This is a genomic window from Chryseobacterium sp. JK1, assembly GCF_050632815.1.
Taxonomy (GTDB): Bacteria; Bacteroidota; Bacteroidia; order Flavobacteriales; family Weeksellaceae; genus Chryseobacterium.
Genome location: NZ_JBODRU010000001.1, coordinates 1,532,455 through 1,553,287 on the forward strand (window position 1 = coordinate 1,532,455; position 20,833 = coordinate 1,553,287).

Annotated in this window: 19 protein-coding genes; 15 read left to right on the plus strand and 4 right to left on the minus strand. The window is 37.4% G+C overall.

Going from position 1 to position 20,833, the window contains the following annotated elements; genetic code table 11:
- The first annotated feature begins 44 nt into the window (after positions 1-44).
- The 3 genes from ACQ76T_RS06875 to mug all read left to right on the plus strand — a co-directional run bounded on the left by ACQ76T_RS06875 (position 45) and on the right by mug (position 2,058).
- The gene (locus tag ACQ76T_RS06875) at positions 45-473 is read left to right on the plus strand and encodes a rhodanese-like domain-containing protein (RefSeq protein ID WP_431342579.1); all 429 of its coding nucleotides are present in this window, start codon (positions 45-47) and stop codon (positions 471-473) included.
- Between the two features lies 1 nt (position 474).
- Positions 475-972 (plus strand): TlpA family protein disulfide reductase, encoded by a 498-nt coding sequence (locus ACQ76T_RS06880; RefSeq protein ID WP_431342580.1) that lies wholly within the window; start codon positions 475-477, stop codon positions 970-972.
- Between the two features lie 561 nt (positions 973-1,533).
- Complete coding sequence (gene mug / locus ACQ76T_RS06885) at positions 1,534-2,058, plus strand: G/U mismatch-specific DNA glycosylase (protein WP_431342581.1); 525 nt, start codon at positions 1,534-1,536, stop codon at positions 2,056-2,058.
- A gap of 55 nt (positions 2,059-2,113) precedes the next feature.
- Here mug and ACQ76T_RS06890 read toward each other — a convergent pair whose 3' ends face one another.
- A complete protein-coding gene (locus tag ACQ76T_RS06890) occupies positions 2,114-2,719 on the minus strand; it encodes a DNA-3-methyladenine glycosylase (protein ID WP_431342582.1) in 606 nt (201 codons plus the stop codon).
- Positions 2,720-2,802: 83 nt separating this feature from the next.
- Between ACQ76T_RS06890 and ACQ76T_RS06895 the strand changes: the two genes are divergently transcribed.
- The 12 genes from ACQ76T_RS06895 to ACQ76T_RS06950 all read left to right on the plus strand — a co-directional run bounded on the left by ACQ76T_RS06895 (position 2,803) and on the right by ACQ76T_RS06950 (position 17,691).
- Entirely contained in the window at positions 2,803-3,297 is a 495-nt protein-coding gene (locus tag ACQ76T_RS06895) for a GNAT family N-acetyltransferase (protein ID WP_431342583.1), read from the plus strand.
- Between the two features lie 148 nt (positions 3,298-3,445).
- Complete coding sequence (locus tag ACQ76T_RS06900; protein ID WP_431342584.1) at positions 3,446-3,862, plus strand: RrF2 family transcriptional regulator; 417 nt, start codon at positions 3,446-3,448, stop codon at positions 3,860-3,862.
- Positions 3,863-3,943: 81 nt separating this feature from the next.
- Positions 3,944-4,657 carry a phosphoadenylyl-sulfate reductase gene (locus ACQ76T_RS06905; protein ID WP_431342585.1) on the plus strand — a complete coding sequence of 238 codons (714 nt, stop codon included), beginning with the start codon at positions 3,944-3,946 and terminating at the stop codon, positions 4,655-4,657.
- A gap of 11 nt (positions 4,658-4,668) precedes the next feature.
- Positions 4,669-5,577, plus strand: a complete 909-nt coding sequence (gene cysD, locus ACQ76T_RS06910; RefSeq protein WP_431342586.1) for a sulfate adenylyltransferase subunit CysD — start codon at positions 4,669-4,671, stop codon at positions 5,575-5,577.
- A 69-nt stretch (positions 5,578-5,646) separates the two neighbouring features.
- Complete coding sequence (locus tag ACQ76T_RS06915; RefSeq protein WP_431342587.1) at positions 5,647-6,885, plus strand: sulfate adenylyltransferase subunit 1; 1,239 nt, start codon at positions 5,647-5,649, stop codon at positions 6,883-6,885.
- Positions 6,886-6,890: 5 nt separating this feature from the next.
- Complete coding sequence (epsC, locus tag ACQ76T_RS06920) at positions 6,891-7,721, plus strand: serine O-acetyltransferase EpsC (RefSeq protein WP_431342588.1); 831 nt, start codon at positions 6,891-6,893, stop codon at positions 7,719-7,721.
- A gap of 27 nt (positions 7,722-7,748) precedes the next feature.
- Entirely contained in the window at positions 7,749-8,660 is a 912-nt protein-coding gene (cysK, locus tag ACQ76T_RS06925; protein ID WP_431342589.1) for a cysteine synthase A, read from the plus strand.
- Between the two features lie 22 nt (positions 8,661-8,682).
- Positions 8,683-9,528: a uroporphyrinogen-III C-methyltransferase gene (cobA, locus tag ACQ76T_RS06930; RefSeq protein WP_431342590.1), complete on the plus strand. Its 846-nt coding sequence runs from the start codon at positions 8,683-8,685 to the stop codon at positions 9,526-9,528.
- Positions 9,518-11,230, plus strand: a complete 1,713-nt coding sequence (locus ACQ76T_RS06935) for a diflavin oxidoreductase (RefSeq protein ID WP_431342591.1) — start codon at positions 9,518-9,520, stop codon at positions 11,228-11,230. Before cobA ends, ACQ76T_RS06935 begins: the two co-directional genes overlap by 11 nt.
- Before the next feature lie 41 nt (positions 11,231-11,271).
- A complete protein-coding gene (locus ACQ76T_RS06940) occupies positions 11,272-12,945 on the plus strand; it encodes an NADPH-dependent assimilatory sulfite reductase hemoprotein subunit (RefSeq protein ID WP_431342592.1) in 1,674 nt (557 codons plus the stop codon).
- Between the two features lie 359 nt (positions 12,946-13,304).
- Positions 13,305-16,181: a TonB-dependent receptor gene (locus ACQ76T_RS06945; RefSeq protein ID WP_431342593.1), complete on the plus strand. Its 2,877-nt coding sequence runs from the start codon at positions 13,305-13,307 to the stop codon at positions 16,179-16,181.
- A 4-nt stretch (positions 16,182-16,185) separates the two neighbouring features.
- Positions 16,186-17,691, plus strand: coding sequence for a TSUP family transporter (locus ACQ76T_RS06950; RefSeq protein ID WP_431342594.1), 1,506 nt, complete (start codon positions 16,186-16,188; stop codon positions 17,689-17,691).
- 362 nt (positions 17,692-18,053) lie between these two features.
- On the opposite strand, the gene ACQ76T_RS06955 is transcribed toward ACQ76T_RS06950, so the two are convergent.
- From ACQ76T_RS06955 to ACQ76T_RS06965, 3 genes are all read right to left on the minus strand, one after another.
- Positions 18,054-18,962, minus strand: a complete 909-nt coding sequence (locus ACQ76T_RS06955; protein WP_431342595.1) for a helix-turn-helix domain-containing protein — start codon at positions 18,960-18,962, stop codon at positions 18,054-18,056.
- Positions 18,963-19,033: 71 nt separating this feature from the next.
- Complete coding sequence (locus ACQ76T_RS06960) at positions 19,034-19,963, minus strand: NAD-dependent epimerase/dehydratase family protein (RefSeq protein ID WP_431343725.1); 930 nt, start codon at positions 19,961-19,963, stop codon at positions 19,034-19,036.
- Positions 19,964-20,256: 293 nt separating this feature from the next.
- Positions 20,257-20,748 carry a hypothetical protein gene (locus ACQ76T_RS06965; protein ID WP_431342596.1) on the minus strand — a complete coding sequence of 164 codons (492 nt, stop codon included), beginning with the start codon at positions 20,746-20,748 and terminating at the stop codon, positions 20,257-20,259.
- Positions 20,749-20,833: the final 85 nt, after the last annotated feature.

Here is a 20,833-nt window from a genome sequence, read left to right on the forward strand (position 1 = left end):
TTCAATGTTCAACTTCTTCATTTATCTTTGTAAAAAATAGAAGTATGAAGTATTTGTTTATTATGGTCTGCATGGTCTGTTCTATATTTGGCCACGCACAACAAAAACCTGATCCATGGAAAGACAGCCAGCTTATGGATCCTGCTTTGCTGGCATCAAGAATTGAAAAAAAGAAAACAAAAGATCTGGTTATCCTTTCGGTAGGGCCTGAAGCCATCATTAAAGGTTCTGTGGATATAGGACCAACCCGGGAGCCTGAAAACCTGGAGAAGTTAAGAAACTATCTGAAAAATGTTCCCAAGGATAAGGAAATTGTAATCTACTGTGGATGCTGTCCTTTCGTAAAATGTCCTAATATCCGTCCTGCTTTTAATTTATTGATGGAGCTTGGCTTCAAGAATGCAAAACTCTTGAATCTGCCTAAGAACATTAAAACAGATTGGCTGGATAAAGATTATCCTACAAATGATTAGTATGAAGGTTCGTTTTATATTATTGTTAATGGTAATTTCCGGACTTGCTTTTGCTCAAAATGGCAAAATAGAAATAGGGAAGAAGGCTCCTGAAATTAATATGACGAAAGCGGACGGAACTGTTTTTTCTTTTTCCACACTTAAAGGAAAGCTTGTTTTAATAGACTTCTGGGCAACGTGGTGTGCACCGTGTGTAGAAGAACAGCCTGAGCTGAGATCTCTTTATACGACCTATTCTGAACAGGTGAAGAATAACACATTTGAAATCCTTGGGGTTTCTTTGGATAAAAATAAAGACAGTTGGCAAAAAGCAATAGATCGTTTTGAAATCAACTGGGTTCAGATCAGTGATCTGAAATTCTGGAAAAGCCCCGTTGCCAAAACTTATGAAGTGGATGAACTTCCTTTCAATGTGATCATCAATGGAGAAGGAACTATTGTGGCGAAAAATCTCCATGGTAAAGATCTGGAAGAATTTTTAAAGAAAAACTTGCTGTAAAAGCAGTTGTCAACGGTTATCATTAAACATTTTGTTGAATAAAATAAAGAGTGGCATAGATGCCACTCTTTTGTATTTGTGTATTAGAATCTAACGCGCAATAATTTTTTTAAAATCATTATTGTATTGATAAAAGAGACAATCATGAGGGAATAGATTATCTTTTTTAATTTGAATAAGTAATATTTTAGTCAATTCTTATAGAAGCAGTTAGAATAAAAATACCTTGTGAATCGAAGAGTACTAATCCCTACTTAAACATATATTTAATAGGAAAAAGGAAAAAGTGATTACAGCTGATAAATGTATTTTCGCATCTATTTTGAGATTAATATATTGTATCCATGTAAATATAATGAATTATTTCATATAATTCGCTAATCGGTGAATTTTTGTTGAAATATTACCTAAAAATAATAATTTATTACTATTAAATTTACCTTGGTTAATAATCTATTATATAGAAGTATGATAGTATAGGGAAAAGTAGATTTCATTGCTAATAGATAAAAAGACCTTAAATATTACTAAATTGCTCCTTACAATTAAGGCGATTCAAGAATGTTAACAGATATTATTGCTCACCATCTCGATGTTATCTTTTGTGGAATTAACCCAGGATTAAAATCAGCGAATGACGGGTATCATTTTTCAGGAAGAAGCAACCGCTTTTGGAGGGTTCTTCATCAATCCGGTTTCACACCTTATGAGGTTGAAGCCATTCATGATACCCGTATTTTAGACTTTGGATATGGTTTGACAACTGCAGTAACCAGAGCGACTTCCCGTGCAGATGAGCTTTCAAAAGAAGAATTTGATGACGCTCTGGAAGCTTTTAAAGAAAAAATCACTGAATTTCACCCCAGATACATCGCTTTTCTTGGTAAGGCAGCATATAAAGCATTTTCTAAAAAGAAAGAGATTCTGTGGGGATTGCAAGATGAGGATTTTTGTGGAGCTAAAGTATGGGTTCTCCCTAATACTAGTGGACTTAACCGCGGATTTTCACTAGAAGATCTCGTTACATCATATAAAGAATTTTATTTAGCAGTCAAGAATAAAGGTGATCTGCATTTTAAATTTTAAAAAAGCACAGTTAAGGAAAAAAGATCTATTTCTTTAGCTATTCTTTGAAAATATTTTATAATGTATTAGGTTTACTCACATATTGATTTCCTTTCACAAAGAAACGCCACGGCAGAAGCGCGTCTTCCTGTGCATAGGCAACACCTATTCTGGGAACTTCAATAATGTCTTCAGCAGGATAGTGAATTCCGCGATCTTCAATCCAGATTTCATTTCCGGTAAGATCTTTTTTGTTGAAAGTTCTGTCAATACCTAATGCCTTTGCTGCAGATCCGGGACCGGAAGATATTGCAGCTTTGGTAACTGGCATTTTTCGTCTGGCTTCCATGAATTCTTTGCCTAAAAACGGTTCAACGGCTCTTATTAAAACAGCATGAGGTTCATCCTTCACAGAGGTTACCACATTAAAAAGATGATGGATTCCATAACACAGATAAACATAGGAAGCCCCTCCATTGTCATACAAGATTTCTGTGCGATCGGTACGTCTCCCTCCATACGCATGAGAAGCCTTATCTAATACACCATTATAAGCTTCTGTTTCTACAATAATACCAGCGGTTTTGTTGCCATCAATTTCAGTAAAAAGTACTTTTCCCAAAAGATCTCGTGCCAGAAAAAGAACATCTTGGTTGGAATAATAGGAGAGTGGGAGTTTCAAATCAATAAATTTATAGATGATTACTTCAAAATTAAGGATATTAATGTAATTTTATTGAATCTTATCAACCAAATCCTGTTTCTATGTATTACGAAGACAGTACAATTATTATCCGAGAGTTTGCCCCTCAGGAATTTTATTTATTCTCCACACTTTTTGAAAACGAAAATGTTACCCGCTATCTTCCCTATAAAACCCCTGAAGAATATAAAGAAATGTTTGAAAAAGCATTGTCAGATTATCAGGAAGGAAGCTTTAGCCGATGGGGAGTATTTAATGCCCAAAACAATGATTTCATAGGAATGTGTCTTGCCAGAATCTTTCTCGACAATCCTGAACAAGTAGAAATAGGGTATATCTTAGGAGAAAACTACTGGGGAAAAGGCTTGGGAACGAATGTGTGTAAAGCACTTATAGATTTTTGCTCATCATTAAATCATGAAAAAGATATCGTTGCCGTAACAAATCTTGACAACATCGGATCTCAAAAAGTACTTCTCAAAAGCAACTTTGCAAGAATTGAAAACCTGAAACGTGAAGATAGAGAACTGGCTTACTTTATATTACAGAAAAATTAGATAGATTCTGATACCAACCTCGAAATATGAAAAATATTTTCTCTTTCGGAAGGGCCGCAAATCAACGGATTTTATAGTTGGTTCTAATCCATTACTTCGTTATAAAACATTTCATAAATAAAATAATTTATCATAACTTGCAGAAATTATGATGTCAAAACGTTGCAAATACGCACTGAAAGCAATGGTCAGATTAGCAAGAAACTACAATCAAGGCTTTCTGCCCACTTCCATTATTGCACAGGACGAAAATATTCCCAAAAAATTTTTAGAACAGATTCTGCTGGAACTTAAAAGAGCAAAACTGGTCAACAGCAAACAAGGAAAAGTAGGAGGGTATTATCTCCTGAAATCTCCCGATGAGGTCTCTCTGGCAGATATTTACCGTATTTTTGACGGTCCCATCGCGCTTACTCCATGCGTATCTTTAAACTTTTACGAAGCCTGCGACGATTGTGTGAATGAAGCAGTATGTTACCTTAGAAAAGAATTAATGATCGTTCGTGAAAAGACCAGAACAAGCATGATGGAAGCGACTCTGACTAAGTTTATTAGTAACAAATAATTTTTTTTCACTTAAACTCTACTATTTTGATAGGAGTTATAGAATTTTATATATATTTGCAATACAAAAATTCGAATGGAAATGGAAAACATTCTTAAAAATGAATACGATATACTTCTGAAAGAGCTTTCTGAAGGCACTTTTCGAGGCAATGAACTGCAAACTCTGGCAGACAGATTTCCTGATAAAGTTATTTTCTCTACCAGTTTCAGCTATGAAGACCAGGTAGTCACTCATCTGATAAAAGATCTCAATATTGATATTTTTACTCTGGATACAGGGCGACTTTTTGAACAGACTTATGAAACCTGGACCAACACAAGGGCTTTCTTCAAAAAGAATATCAAAGCCTATTATCCCGATACTGAAGAATTGAAAAGCTTCATTTCTGAAAACGGTCCCGACTCATTTTACCAGTCCGTAGAACAAAGAAAAACCTGTTGTGCCATTCGCAAAGTTCATCCATTGAAAAAAGCCCTGAAAGGATATCAGGTATGGATCACCGGGTTGCGGTCAGAACATTCTTCCAACCGGCAAAGTATGCCACAAATAGAGTGGGATCCGGACAATAATATCATCAAGTTCCATCCCATCCTTCACTGGAGTTCCGAACAGGTTTCAGAGTATGTAAAAAAATATCACTTACCTTATAATCATCTGCATAAAAAAGGATTTGTGAGCATAGGATGTGAACCTTGTACCAGAGCCATTAAAGAAGGCGAAGATTTCAGAGCAGGCCGTTGGTGGTGGGAAGATGCCAATAAAAAGGAATGCGGTCTCCATATTCATCAATAAAAAATAAAAATATGTCAAAATACCAATTAAACTATCTGGATCAATTAGAATCTGAATCTATTTATATATTAAGAGAAGTTGCGGGTCAGTTTGAGCGTCCTGCTTTATTATTCAGCGGAGGGAAAGACAGTATTGTGCTGGCTCATCTGGCAAGAAAAGCTTTTCTGCATGGGAAAATCCCTTTTACATTCGTTCATGTAGATACAGGACACAATTTTCCGGAGGTTTTAGATTTTCGTGATCAGCTGGTAAAGCAATTGAATGTCAATCTGGTGGCAAGAAAGGTTGAAGATACCATAAAAAGTAAAAAATTAACCGAAGCTAAAGGGAAATTCCCCAGCAGAAACTGGCTCCAGACCTATACTTTGCTTGATACGATAGAAGAGTTTGAATTTGATGCCTGTATTGGAGGAGCAAGAAGAGATGAGGAAAAAGCCAGAGCTAAAGAAAGAATATTCTCTGTTCGTGATGAATTCGGACAATGGGACCCTAAACTTCAGCGACCCGAGCTATGGAATATTTTCAACGGAAAAATTCAGAAAGGAGAAAATGTAAGAGTTTTTCCCATCAGTAACTGGACCGAGCTTGATATTTGGAACTATATCCGCAGAGAAAAGATAGCCTTACCTTCTATCTATTTTTCGCACGAAAGAGAAGTGATTGACTTTAATGGACAATGGCTGGCCAATTCATCACACGTCTTCCTGGAGCCTGAAGATATCATTACCACGAAAAAAGTACGATACAGAACAGTAGGAGATATGACCTGCACTGCCGCTGTAGAATCCAGTGCCGCTACCATAGATTCTGTGATTGAAGAAATTGTTGCCACAAGAATTTCAGAACGCGGAGAAACCCGTATTGATGACAGAGTAACAGAAGCCGCCATGGAAGACAGAAAAAAAGGAGGATATTTTTAAAGCTAATTGATTGGTAATTTTCCAAAGCAGTTTCATCAATTAACCTATATAATTTATAATTAAAATCGGATGGATATATTAAGATTTATAACAGCAGGAAGTGTAGATGACGGTAAAAGTACCCTTATCGGAAGACTGCTTTACGATAGCAAAAGTATTTTACAGGACCAGCTGGAAGTCCTTGAAAAACACTCTAAAAATAAAAATGAAGACGGTGTAGATCTTGCTCTTTTAACAGACGGATTGCGGGCGGAAAGAGAACAGGGAATAACCATTGATGTGGCTTACCGTTATTTTTCTACTACCAAACGAAAATTCATCATTGCGGATGCACCAGGACATGTACAATATACACGAAACATGATCACAGGAGCTTCCAACTCCGATTTGATGGTCATTTTGATAGATGCCAGAAAAGGAGTGATAGAGCAAACCCGAAGACATTCTATTATCGCATCTCTTTTGCAACTGAAAAAGGTTGCTGTAGCCATTAATAAAATGGATATGGTAGATTATTCCGAAGATGTTTTTGAAACCATCAAATCCGATTATTCAAAAATTGCAGAAAATCTGGGATTGAAAGAGGTAAGTTATTTTCCGATTTCCGCGCTCAAAGGTGACAATATTGTTTCCACTTCATCCAGAACAGATTGGTACGAAGGAAACTCTCTTCTGGAATATCTGGAACAGGTGACCCTGAATGAAGAATTGAATACAGGAAGTCGTTTTCAGGTCCAGTATGTTATCCGTCCTCAAACGGAAGAACTTCATGATTACAGAGGATATGCGGGGCAGATATTGAGCGGGCATTTCAAAAAGGGAGATCAGATACAGATACTTCCTGCAGGTCTGGTAACCGAAATTTCAAAAATTGAGATCAACGGATTGGAAAAAGAAGAAGCATTTGAGGGGCAGCCTGTTGTTATTCATACGGTTCACGATGTAGATATCAGTAGGGGAGATATTTTTGCTACAGAAGATCAGCTTCCGGCTACAGAAAAAGATGTTGAGGTTCTTTTATGCTGGCTGGATCAGAAACCTTTAAAGCCTGGTAATAAATATCTGCTGCAACAAAATAGCAGACTGGTAAAAGCCATTGTTAAAGAAGTAGATTATAAGATCGATGTGAATACTCTTCAACAGGAACAAGTTGATTCCGATATCAAACTTAATGAAATTGTGAAAGTTACCCTTCGAACGGCACAACCTTTGGTCTATGATCGTTTTATCAATAATAAAACAACAGGGTCTGCAATTTTGGTAGATGAAACTTCTAATTCAACTGTTGCAGCCTGTATAATTCAATAGAAAAGATGACAATTTCCAATCATTTAATTCAGAAAATTCATCATACAAAAGAAAATAATATTCATGGATTTTTTGATAAAATAAAGACCAAAAAATGGGTCAAAGAACTGTACGAAGTACTTTTCCTTCCCCAAAATGACAATACTGAAGAACAGCTGGAAAAAGATTTTGAAACCTTACAGAAAACTCTTTCTGAACTGATCAATACGATAACCGCAGATAAGGAAGATACTCAATCTCATGTGAACAGGTTCTTTGAAGCATTACCGGGGCTGTATGATCAATTGGTACTTGATGCAAAATCAATTTTAGAATTTGATCCTGCTGCAGACTCACTCGATGAGGTTTATCTTGCTTATCCCGGCTTTTTTGCCACCTACGTTTATCGTATTTCACATCAGCTCTGGAACCAGGAAGTAAAGATATTACCACGCGTCATTTCAGAATATGCTCACAGTAAGACGGGAATAGATATTCATCCCGGAGCGGTGATCGGAGAATCCTTTTTTATTGATCACGGAACAGGAATTGTCATTGGAGAAACCACCATCATAGGAAACCACGTCAAAATCTATCAGGGGGTAACTCTTGGTGCGCTGAATGTTTCCAAAGAGAAAGCCAATCAGAAGAGACATCCCAATATTGAAGATGATGTTATTATCTATTCGGGAGCCACTATCCTTGGAGGAAATACGACAATAGGTCGGGAAAGCATCATTGGAGGAAATGTATGGATCACTCAGGACGTGCCTGCCCAATCGTTGGTCTTCCATAAAAGTGAAATTAAAATAAAGGATAACAGTTCCTTACCGGAATCTTTAAACTTTGTGATATAAAAAACAAAAAATAAAAATTACATTGATATGAAATTTCAGAACGCATTAGAAACGATTGGCAATACACCCGTCGTGAAAATCAACAACCTTTTCAGTTCCAATCATGAAGTCTGGATCAAATTGGAAAAAAATAACCCTGGCGGAAGCATTAAAGACAGAATAGCACTGGCAATGATTGAAGATGCTGAAGCCAAAGGATTATTAAATAATGACAGTACAATTATAGAACCTACCAGCGGAAACACAGGTATTGGTCTTGCATTGGTAGCGGCTGTTAAAGGATATAAACTCATTCTCGTAATGCCCGAAAGCATGAGTATAGAACGTCGTAAGATTATGGAAGCCTACGGAGCCGAATTCGTTCTTACTCCAAAGGAAAAAGGAATGAAAGGAGCTATTGAAAAAGCGAATGAACTGGCTGAAGAAACTCCAAATTCATGGATTCCAAGACAGTTTGATAATCCTGCCAATGTAAAAATACATACAGAGACAACAGCACAAGAGATCCTTCAGGATTTTCCCGACGGCCTCGATTATATCATTACTGGAGTAGGAACCGGAGGACACATTACCGGAATTGCAAAAGTAGTAAAGGAAAAATTTCCTCATGTAAAAGTAATTGCCGTAGAACCTGAACTGTCTCCAGTATTAAGCGGTGGAAGTCCTGCACCACACCCTTTACAAGGTCTCGGAGCCGGATTTGTACCTTCCATTCTGGATATTACCCTTTTGGATGGAGTAATCACCGTAGGAAAGGACGAAGCTTATGAATATGCCCTTAATGCAGCCAAAAAAGAAGGCCTTTTTGTAGGAGTTTCTACCGGAGCCGCTTTAGCTGCCATCGCAAAACATTTACCGCAAATACCTTCAAACGCTAAAATTCTAACCGTAAACTACGATACCGGGGAAAGGTATCTTTCTGTAGAAGGACTCTTTTAATCCTTAACTAACAACGACTTCAATGAAAACAACAATACAATCACCAAAGGTTTACCTTATCGGTGCAGGGCCCGGCAACCCCGAACTCATCACAGTAAAAGCAGTGAAAGCTATTGAAAAGGCAGATGTCATTTTATGTGACCGTCTTGTAAGCCCCGAAATTCTGGAAACGTATGCACAAGCACACACAGAAATAATCTATGTAGGCAAAGAATGCAGCAAAAATGCGTCTACTCCTCAGTCTCATATCAATACTTTAATGGTAGAATATGCTCACCAGAATAAAACCATTGTAAGGCTTAAAGGCGGAGATGTTTCTATATTTTCGAATATTCTGGATGAGCTACAGGCTTTAAAAGACAATCGCATCCCTTACGAGATCATCCCGGGAATTACGGCTGCTCTTGGAGCCGCTGCTTTTGCGGGAATGCCTTTAACAGCAAGAGGATATTCAACTTCGGTACGGTTTCTTACCTACTACAAATCCGATATTCTGAATGAAGAATATTGGAAAGAACTTGCCCTAACCAGTGATACCCTTGTTTTCTATATGTCGAAAGGAAACCTTACCAAGCTTGTAGAGAAATTCAGACAGCTTGGGATCTCCGAGGATAAAAAAATTGCCATTATTGAACAGGCTACAACTCCATATCAAAAAGTGTATACCTCTTCATTTGAGGATTTTAATCGAACATTTGGAAATAAAACCTTTGTTTCACCCTCATTGGTTGTTGTGGGTAAAATTGTTAATCTGCATGAAGAATTTGCATGGCTTGAAAATACAGAAAAGGAAGGCCTTTACTTCAAATCGGTGGAAAATGGAAGCCTAATCCCTAAAAATCAAAATTTCTTTGAATATGCTGTCTGAAAATAAACTGAATTTATTACAACAAATATCCGGAGATTTCTCCAGAGATGAAGCCATCTGGGCCAGTGGATATCTTGCGGGAATAGCAGGAGGAAATTCTCTCACCGCTGTATTGCCTCCCCAACAGCTTGAAAATACGCTGCCAAATACAGTGAAAAAAATCACGCTGGCGTATGGAACAGAAACAGGAAACAGCAAAAAACTAGCGACAGTACTGGCCGGAATTGTTAAGAAAAAAGGAATCCAGGTCAAATTAGCAGATCTTTCCCAATACAAAGCTAAAGATCTGAACAAAGAAGAATTCTTTTTTGTTATTATCAGTACTCAGGGAGAGGGAGAACCCCCTGCTCTGGCCAAAAAGTTCTACGATCATATTCACGAGAATGATATCGATCTGAGTGCATTGAAATTTGGTATTCTGGCGCTAGGAGACAGCAGCTATCCTCAATTTTGCAAGACAGGTGAAGACGTTGACTCCCGTTTCGAAATTTTGGGTGCTCAGCGTATCATCTCCTTGAAAAGATGTGATATTGATTATGAAGAAGAAGCAATTCATTGGATTGAACATGTATTCGAAACAGTAAGTAAAACTTCTGATCATACGATAAAAAACAGTACACCTTCAAAAGCAACATCAGGAAGAAAGAAATACAAAGGAAAAGTTTCTGCTACAGTCAATCTGAATGATATTACCTCAGAAAAAGAAACCTATCATATTGAAATAGAAACAGAAGATGCTCTTGTTTACCAACCGGGAGCTGCTTTAGGAATCGTTCCTCTCAATTCAAAAAAAGCAGTTGAAGAAATTCTAAATTTAACAGGAATAGATCGTAGCAGAAAAATTGAGACCCAAAAAGTGACTGATACTGCAGAAGAATTATTATACAGATATCTTAATATCAGTTATTTGCTGAAATCTGTAGTCGCTCAGTATGCTAACATTACGGGACATTCTATTCCTGAAGTTCGCTTAAGTCTTCTTGATCTGTTAAGAATTTACCCGGTAAAAAATGCTGAAGAATTTGAAGAAGTGATCCAGATATTAACGGGACAGGCTCCTCGTCTTTATTCTATTTCATCATCTTTAGAAGCACACGGGGAGAACGAAATTCATATTACTGTAGCCAAATCAGAGTTTTTTATTGATCATCAGAAACACAATGGACTTTGCAGCGGTTTCTTAAGTGATTTTAAGGAAGGAGAAAATATAGAGTTTTACATTCAGGATGCCGGACATTTTAAACTTCCTGAAACCAATAAAGACATTATTATGATTGGCCCGGGAACAGGGATTGCTCCTTTCAGATCATTCCTTTGGGAGCGTGATGCTTTAGGCGCGGAAGGAAGAAACTGGCTGTTTTTCGGAGACCGGAACTTTGTCTCAGATTTCCTTTATCAGGCTGAGCTTCAGGAGCTCCTTAAAACAGGAAGTCTTACTCACTTAGATCTCGCTTTCTCCAGAGATACAGCAGAAAAAATATATGTACAGCATAAACTCGAACAGAAAGCTCAGGAAGTTTTTTATTGGCTGGAAGGAGGAGCATCTGTATATGTCTGCGGAGCAAAAGAACCTATGAGCCGGGATGTGGAAGAAACACTCGTCAATATTATTCAGAAAGAAGGAAAACGAAGCAAAGAAGAAGCGCTTCATTACCTGGAAGAAATGGAACTGGCCGGAAGATATGCTAAAGACGTTTATTAATCTGAAACAAAAATAATTGTAAAATTTAAAGAAATCAATCTATGAGCAATAAAGATAACCTTTCTCCTGTAGAAAGGATCAAAACTGCGAGTAACGGCCTTAGGGGAACCTTAAAAGAAAGTCTTGCAGATCATATTACAGGAGCCATCAGAGAAGATGACCAGACCCTGATCAAATTTCACGGAATGTATCAGCAGGATGACAGAGACCGAAGAGAAGAACGTGTTTCCAAAAAGCTGGAATGGTTGTATTCTTACATGATCCGTCTCAGACTTCCAGGAGGCTTCTTAACCCCGGAACAATGGGTAGGATTGAATGAAACCGCAGAAGATCATTCCACGGGAACCATCAAAATTACAACAAGACAGACGATACAGCTTCATGGGATCTTAAAATCACATTTAAGACCAACGATTCAGAGTTTTAATCTCCAGCACCTGGATTCTATCGCTGCTTGTGGAGATGTGAACAGAAATGTAACCTGTACAGCCAATCCTTCAGAATCACCTTTGCATCAGGAAGCTTATGAACTGGCAGGAAAGATAAGTGAAATGTGTCTTCCTAAAACCCAATCATATTATGATATATGGATTGATGATGAATTGCTTGTAGACAGAAAATCAGAAGAAGATCCTCTATATCAGGACCGCTATCTTCCCAGAAAATTAAAGATCGGGATTGCCGTACCTCCGAACAACGATGTAGATGTGTTTATCAACGATATTGCCCTGATCGCCATCATTGAGGATAATACAATCGTAGGCTACAATATTGCTGCCGGTGGCGGATTGGGAGCCACTCACGGAAATGAAGCAACGTATGCACGACTTGCCTCTGTACTTGGTTTTGTAGACACAGAAGAAAAAGTTCTGAAAGCCGTATACGAGATTATCACCGTACAAAGAGATTTCGGAAACAGAAGTGACAGAAAACTTTCAAGGCTAAAATATACGATTGATAAACTAGGTATTGATCAGTACAGAGCCGAAGTGGAAAAACGAACAGGATTCAGCTTTGAGCCTGCCAGAGAATTTAAATTTGAACAGAGAAAAGATCGCTATGGCTGGATGCAGAACCATGAAGGGAAATGGTTTTATACTCTCTTTGTAGAACATGGAAGAGTGCTCAATACTCAGGAATATCCTTTGAAAGAGGGATTGTTGAAAGTTGCCAGATTGGGCAAGGCCAACTTCCGTTTTACCTGCAATCAGAATCTTATTTTGGCTGATATTGAGGAAAAAGATAAACCTGAAATTGAAAACATTCTAAAAGAATACGGAATTTCAGATTACACCAATGGAGCAAGCGCCTTACGTAAAAACTCTGTTGCATGTGTTGCCCTGAATACCTGCTCACTCGCTTTAGCCGAAGCACAACGCTATTTACCTTCTTTGGTAACTAAAATAGAACCTATCCTTGAAAAATATGGCCTTTTGCAGGAGGATATTACTATTCGTATGACGGGTTGCCCCAATGGTTGCGGAAGATCTCCCAACGCTGAAATAGGTTTTGTAGGAACTGCTTATGGCAAATATAACCTTCATATTGGCGGAGACCGATTGGGAATGCGTCTTAATACAAAATTTAAAGAAAACTTAGGCGAAGAAGAAATTCTTACCACATTGGACGAACTTTTTGGAATTTATGTACAGAAAAAACTTGCAGAAGAAACATTTGGTGATTTTTCATACCGTTACTTACACACCTTAAATTAATTATATGGCTAATTTTCATTATGATCTGAAAAAAAACAAAAAAACTAAACCTCTTCATGTAGGCGGACGAATGTGTATGTGTTGTTGATTCTTAAATAACAATACAAACAGAGCTGTTTGAAGTTTTTGAATCATGAAAGTTTAACAGACTGTCATTGCGAACCGAAGGTGAAGCAATCTCAGCAATAATATTAATGGCTTGAACCACCCCGTCAAAAATTCTTTGAATTTTCGCCACCCCTCTAAAAGAGGGGAATTCTAAGCCCTTCAATTGTAATATTAACCAATATAGAAGACTTTCATCATAGAAGTAAAAAAGTTCAGACAGCTTCATTCTCAACCTAAAAAATGAAGCAAAAATGAAAAACAAAAAACAGGGAACTTTTCTACCTAAAGCAGGGATTATCGCATTCACATTTTTATTTTTTAACCTGGCGGAAGCCCAGCAGCAGCTTATAGAACTAAGCGGAACAATCAAAAGTACAGGAACCCGCAAAGGGCTGGATTCGGTACAGGTACAGATCCAAAATACAGAAGATACAGCATTAACTGATCAATTGGGGAATTTTAAAATCAGAACAAGGGTAACCATTCCATTTCGTTTGGTCATTAATAAAGAGGGATTTACCAGTCAGACGGTTGAAGTTCTTTCCCCATCCAATAAAATTACGGTGGGATTGAATCCTCAAAACACAATTATTGATGCCGTTGTAATTTCAGCATCCAGGGTTCCGGAAAAAATACTGCGATCTCCAATAGCGATTGAAAAAATTGATATTAAAACCATTAGAGAAAGTCCTGCCGCCTCTTTTTATGAAACCTTAGAAAATGTAAAAGGGCTACAGTTACTCACCTCCAGTCTTACCTTGAAGATTCCTAATTCAAGAGGATTTAATTCTCCTAATAACTTTCGCTTTATGCAGTTGGTAGATGGGGTAGATGTACAGTCTGCAACGTTGGGAGTACCATTGGGAAATGCGATTGGGCCTACAGAATTAGACATCCAGTCTATGGAAGTTACTCCCGGGGCAGCTTCGGCATTATACGGAATGAATGCTATTAACGGGTTGGCAAGTCTTCAGACCAAAGATCCATTTACCTCAGAAGGATTGAGTGTGTATTTCCGTGGAGGAATCAATCATGTAAACAATTTTAACCATAAAATAAGTTCATTAGGAGAAAGTGCCCTTCGGTTTGCCAAAGTTTTCAATAAAAATCTGGCAGTCAAAATCAATGCCTCCTATTTTACCGGAACGGACTGGATTTCCAATAATCTGACTGATCAGAACCCCAATTCACTCATTACAGCCAATCCCAATTTTCAACTGGCCAATAATCCGGCAGAAGACCTTTGGAACAAATATGGAGACGAAAGAAACAACAGAGTAGCCGTAAAAGTAGATTATAACGGAAAACCAACCACCTTTAATGTTTCAAGGACTGGATATCTGGAAAAAGATCTGGTGAGCCCGGAAGTGAAAAATATAAAATTTGATGCCGGATTGTATTATCGTTTCGGTGATCAGTGGAAGGCATCATATGTTTATCGCTATGGCCTTCTGGACGGCACTTTCCAGAGAGGAAATAAAATACGTTTACAAAATGCAACGGTTCAGAATCATAAGATAGAGCTTACCGGCAAAGAACTAACCTTCAGAGCATATGTATCGATCGAAAATACAGGAGATTCTTACAATCTAAAGCCTTTGGCAGATAATCTCGACCTGACGAACCTTTCGAATAACAACTGGAAAAGCCTATTTCAGACTGCTTTACAAAACAGCATCAACGCAGGAGTAAATCTTAATGATGCTTTTATCCTGGCCCGCAAAGAGGCCGACAAAAACAGAGTGGTTCCCGGAACAGCCGCCTTTGAACAGTTGAAAAATACCATTATCGGGATTAATAACTGGGACTCTGCCAATGCAGGAATTGCAGGAGCCCCCGCAACAGGAGGTGCTAAGCTGGAGCAGAAATCACGCTTTTACCAAGGGGAATTGACTTATGATCTCAGCAGGTTTGTGAAATTTTTCAACCTTCTTGCGGGAGTTGATTACCGTTTGTACAGCATCACACCGGATGGGAACAATTTTGTGGATTTCAGCAGACCCGTTAGTGAGCGGAATGTTCCTTTAGCTAACGGTACATTCGGGAAAGATGTAATTTATGAAAAATATGGAGCTTTTGTACAGGCTACCAAGGTTTTCTTTAATGATAAATTGAAGCTGAATGCAGCTTTACGTATCGATAGAAATCCTGAATTTGAAGCCAAACTCAACCCGAGGATAAGCATTGTATATTCACCTGTGAATCAGCATAATTTCAGAGCATCTTTTCAGAATGGGTATCGGTTTCCCTCTCTGTTTGAAGCCCTCTCATTCGTTAACAACGGAAATGTGAGAAGAGTAGGCGGTCTCTCCAAAGTAAATGAAGGACTGGGATACCTGGAAAACTCATATACTCTTGCTTCTATAGATCAGTTTACCGCGGCGGTGAATGCTGATGTAGATGCAGGAAAAAGTCAGGCTCAGGCCGCACAGGATCATAAGCAGCTTTTAACAGTTGCTCATCTTCAAAAACTACAGCCCGAAAAGATCAATTCTTTTGAAGTAGGATATAAATCTGTCTTCTTTAACAATAAATTGGTTCTGGATTGGGATTTCTATTATAATATTTATGAAGGATTCCTGGGGCAGGTAGAAGTTGCTGTTCCCAAGGCCAGTCAGGTAGGAAGCAATGCTGCTGTTCTTGCGATGCTGGACAGAAGTAAGCAGGACCGATATAGGGTTTATACCAACAGCAATACAACTTATAAGAGTTATGGAACCTCATTAGGCATACGGTATAACATAACAGGAAATTATAATGTCAATACAAATGTTTCTTATAATGATCTTGCTTCCAACAATACTTCTGATCTTTTTATTACTGCTTTTAATACCCCCAAATGGATGGTGAATGTCAGTGTAGGAAACAGAGAAATTCTCAAAAATATAGGGTTTACCATTGTTGCGAGATGGCAAAGTAGTTTTATGTGGGAAAGCCCTTTAGCTTCGGGAGGAATTCCTGCATATTACACTTTTGATGCTCAGGCTACCTGGAAATTGCCTGAAATTCATGCCAATATAAAACTAGGCGCTACGAATCTTTTGAATCGCCGTTATTTTCAATATGCAGCGGGACCTGAGATTGGAGGTTTATATTATCTCGCTTTTACTTATGACTTAAAACTGTGATCAGATGAGTAATTCTTTATATCCCATATTTTTAAAACTTGAAACTCTTTCCCTGCTGATTATTGGCGGTGGAAAAGTAGCCCTCGAAAAACTGGAATCTATCTTGGGAAATTCTCCTGAAACCTCTATAAAACTGGTGGCAAAAGAAATTATTCCGGATGTTAGAGAACTTCAAGGCCAATATCCCAATATTATTCTACACGAAAGACCTTACGAGGAGAATGATTTTCGTGAAATTGATCTTGCAGTCATTGCAGTGAATGACATTACTTTGGCAGGAAAGATTCGTGAGCAGGCTCATCAGAATCATGTATTGGTTAATATTGCAGATAAACCGGATTTATGTGATTTTTATCTTGGTTCTATTGTTAAAAAGGGAAACCTTAAAATTGCTATTTCAACCAATGGAAAATCTCCGACAATCGCTAAAAGATTAAGAGAAACCTTTACAGATACTATTCCTGATGAAATGGAAATGGTATTAGATAATATGCAGAATATCAGGAATCAGCTTAAAGGTGATTTTAATTATAAAGTGAAAGAGCTTAACAAAATTACTACAGAATACCTTTCTGAAGGAAAAAAATCCGATGTTGAAATTGAGAAATTCATCAATATTACTAAAATTGCTCAAAGAAAAGCTAATATTTATCTGGCTATCATAGGAATATTCCTGATTTTCGGAATTTTTGGACTGATTGTTTATCAATTTGATCTTTACGGAGATATTCAACATTTCCTGAATAAAGACGGTCATATATTTTACTGGATGCTGTTTGCCGGTTTTATGGCAGAAATGGTAGCCGGATCGATGGGCATGGGATATGGTGTTATATGTACTACGATTTTATTATTGCTGAATGTTCCTCCGCCTGTAGTGAGTGCGAGTATTCACTCTGCAGAATCATTTACAACCGCAGCCGGAAGTTTCAGCCATTACAAATTGGGAAATGTAAATAAGAAAATGGTTTGGGTATTGTTTCCGCTGGCCATTGTTGGTTCTGTTATTGGAGCGCTAACATTATCTCATTATGGGGAACATTATGCACATATTGTAAAACCTATTATTGCCTGTTATACTTTGTATCTTGGGATGAATATTCTAAGAAATGCCTTCAAAAGCAAAAAAAAGAATCCGACGAAAGTTAAAAAAAGAACCAATCTCAGAGTATTGGGATTGGTAGGTGGTTTTATAGATTCTTTTGCAGGTGGCGGATGGGGACCATTAGTTACAGGAACTTTGATTAAAGAAGGAAGAATCCCCCGATATGTGGTAGGTAGTTCAACGGTTGCTAAATTTCTACTCACTGTTACAAGTGCTGTTACTTTTATCTTCACTATTGGGATTCATCATTGGAATATAGTTCTAGGACTATTGTTGGGAGGCGTTTTTACAGCTCCGTTTTCGGCTATGCTGACATCCAAACTTCCTACTAAAAAAATGTTTGTGGTGGTGGGAGTAGTGGTGATCATCATGAGTCTTATTACTATTGTTAAATCTTTACTATAAAATGGGTTTAAAAGACTTCTTTTTGGCGGGAGTATATTTTTTAACCACAGATGACGCAGATTTTCACAGATTATTGTGGGTAGATGAAGCGGCATAGCTTCAACGAATCAGCGAAGTTGGTTCTATTCTTTGCTCTTCTAGAATCAGCAGTTTCAAAAAATGAAAACTTTGCGCCATAAGAATTGCATTATCTTTAACCACAGATGACACAGATTTTCACGGATGTTTGTCGGTAAGGGGAACGTGGATGGTATTTCTTTGGATTTTATAACAGATTTTTTGAGGGTAATCTATTACAAAATCAGGAAAAGCAATTTTGGATTTATTGTTATTGGATGCTTCTAGTAGATTTCAAGTGGTTTTTAATTAAAAGTTTTTCGGAATTCTACAGGAGAAATGGTAGTTCGGTTTTTAAATAATCGATGGAACGATTGTGGATGTTCAAATCCTAAATGATAAGCAATCTCGGAAACAGACATGTTGGTTGTGGAAAGCAATTCTTTGGCTTTTTCTATCAATCTGTTCTGAATATGCTGTTGGGTGGTCTGCCCAGTGTGCGTTCTTAGCATATCACTGAGGTAATTGGGGCTGATGTTCATCTGTGAAGCAAGAAACGGTACTGTGGGAATGCCCTCCACCGCGAGTGTTTCATTTTTAAAATAGTTATCCAGTAAATTTTCCAGCTGGATAAGAAGATCGTGATTTACTTTTTTTCTGGTTAAAAACTGACGGTTATAAAAACGATCACAATATTTTAGCAGCAAATCGATATTGGATATCAGAAGATCCTGAGTAAAGCCATCCATATTGGCTTCTATTTCCCGATTGATATTTTCAAGGATATCTGTAACGGCTTTTTCTTCTTTTTCGGAAAGAAATAGTGCTTCATTGGCAGTATAGGAAAAATAGCCATAGTTTTTTATTGCAGAAGCCAGTGGGTAGCCCTGTAAAAAATCCGGATGAATCACCAGAACACTTCCTTTTACTTCGGAAAGCAGAATATTTTCAAACTGTACAACCTGATGAGGGGCAATAAAGTACATAATTCCTTCTTCAAAATCATAATATTGCTGACCATATTTGAACTTCCCGGCACATTCATTTTTAATGGCAACCACATAAAAATCTGTAGTTACAGCACTCAGAAGAGTTTGGGGATCAACGGAAACATCATTAAAATCAAAAACACTGATTAAAGGGTTGGAGGGTTTCTTCAACTTCAAATAATGGTGTAAAGCCGTAATGGAGGTTACTTTTTCCGGTGTTTTCATAGATGAACTTTTAATGTTGAATGATTGATTCAAACTTTTCAATTCCAAGTTACGATTTTGAAAGCGTTGTTTTACTTTTTCTGTTCTTTTTTAATCTGTTCAATTCCTTGTCTATAAGTGGTAACTTGAAATTCCGGAAATCTTTTTCTAAACTTTGAATCATCAAAAATATTATCATATTCATATCTTGGAAGAAGTTCCTGTAATTCTTTTGCATTTTTGTTGAATAAAGCTCCAATTTTAAAAGCAAACTTCGGAATTACAGAATATCGGAATTCCTGTCCGTAAACCTGAGATGCTAATGCAATAAATTCCTGATAAGTAAGTTTATGATGGTCTACAGGAAGATGCCAAGTTTGTCCGAAAGCATCCGGAGTATTTCCAATGAGTGCAGTGGCACGGCTTGCATCAGGAGTCCAGATCAGGCTTCGTATTTTATCCTCTCTCAAAGGAACTTTTAGCTTTTTATCTTCTTTTATTGCATTGAAAATAAGACTATTGGTAATGCTCTGGGTTTTTCCGGGACCATAAAATTCCGGAGCTCTGCAGATGACGGCTTCTATTGTGCCTGCTTCCATTTCTTTCAAAAGCATATTAGCCATTTTTTCTCTGATCTTTCCTTTTCTTCCTACAGGGGAAAATTGGGTTTGTTCTGTAAGGATTTGGCTATTCTGAGGGTACATATAGGTATTGTCAAAAAATACCAGTTTTGTCTTATTGATGATACAGGCATCTATTACGTTTTTCAGAATCAGAAGAAATTGTTTCTCCCATAGCTCAGTATCCATGGGAAGTCCAAGTGTAAAATAGGCAACTTCACTTCCTTTTACCGCTTCTATGGCCTTCTCTCTGTCTGAAAGATCAGCAGAAAAAACAGTATCTGTATCATTTACTTTGGCAGCCTTTCTGCTTACAATTCTGATGTCTGAGGTATAATTTCGTTTCAGTTCTCTGGCTAATTCTTCGCCAATTTGGCCGTTGGCTCCTAATATTGTTTGCATCATTTTTTATTTTGAGGGTTATATTCTGTTGAAAATAAATAGTTATTATGAACAGCTTTTATTTCTGATACAAAATTCGGATATCCTTATGAAAATAAAGTATCCTAATCCGGGGAAGTTGTAACAAAATCTCTGAAAGGCTTGGTTGTAAAACAAATATCTCCTTCCGAATTAAAAAATGAGCTAATAGCAAGATAGAGTTAATTACCACAAATGCACAAATAGGAAATATTTGTGCATTCGCGGTTCATTTTAAAATGATTTCTTCTAGAATAATTGGAATCTTTTCCGGTCTAAATTTTCACACCAATTGCTTTCAAAGCACTGGAGGTTAAATAAATGTCATCAAAAACAGTAAGTGACTCGACATCCTGAAAACCTGCAGGAAGCAGATCATTTTTATTGAAAGACAATTCTATGGAAGGGTCATAAGAAGCTGTAATTCTAACTTTTGAATATCCGTTATAATCTACTTTAAAACCTTCAAACATACATTGCAGTTCTGCTTTCTGATATTCTGTATATTCTTCAAATCCTACAATATCAGTTCTTTTCCCATTATTATGTTCCAAAGATTTCCATGAAGTATAATTTTTTGGTTCTTTGAGGATATTTCCCCGAGAATCTACAGGAACAAACATTCCCAGTGTAAGGCTTTTTTTTAGAAAATTGGCATAATTATTCATCAAATTTAAAATTTGAAGATCAGCATATCCTTCGTGTGAATAATATTCAATAACGAAGGTAGTCATCGGGATCAGCTTAAGAGAAGCGTCAGTCGGCATAATTAGTCTTTTCTTTATTCGGGCGATAAAATTAATATTTTTATTTACTTTTCCCAACGTAATGATATCAATAGGGCCGTATTTA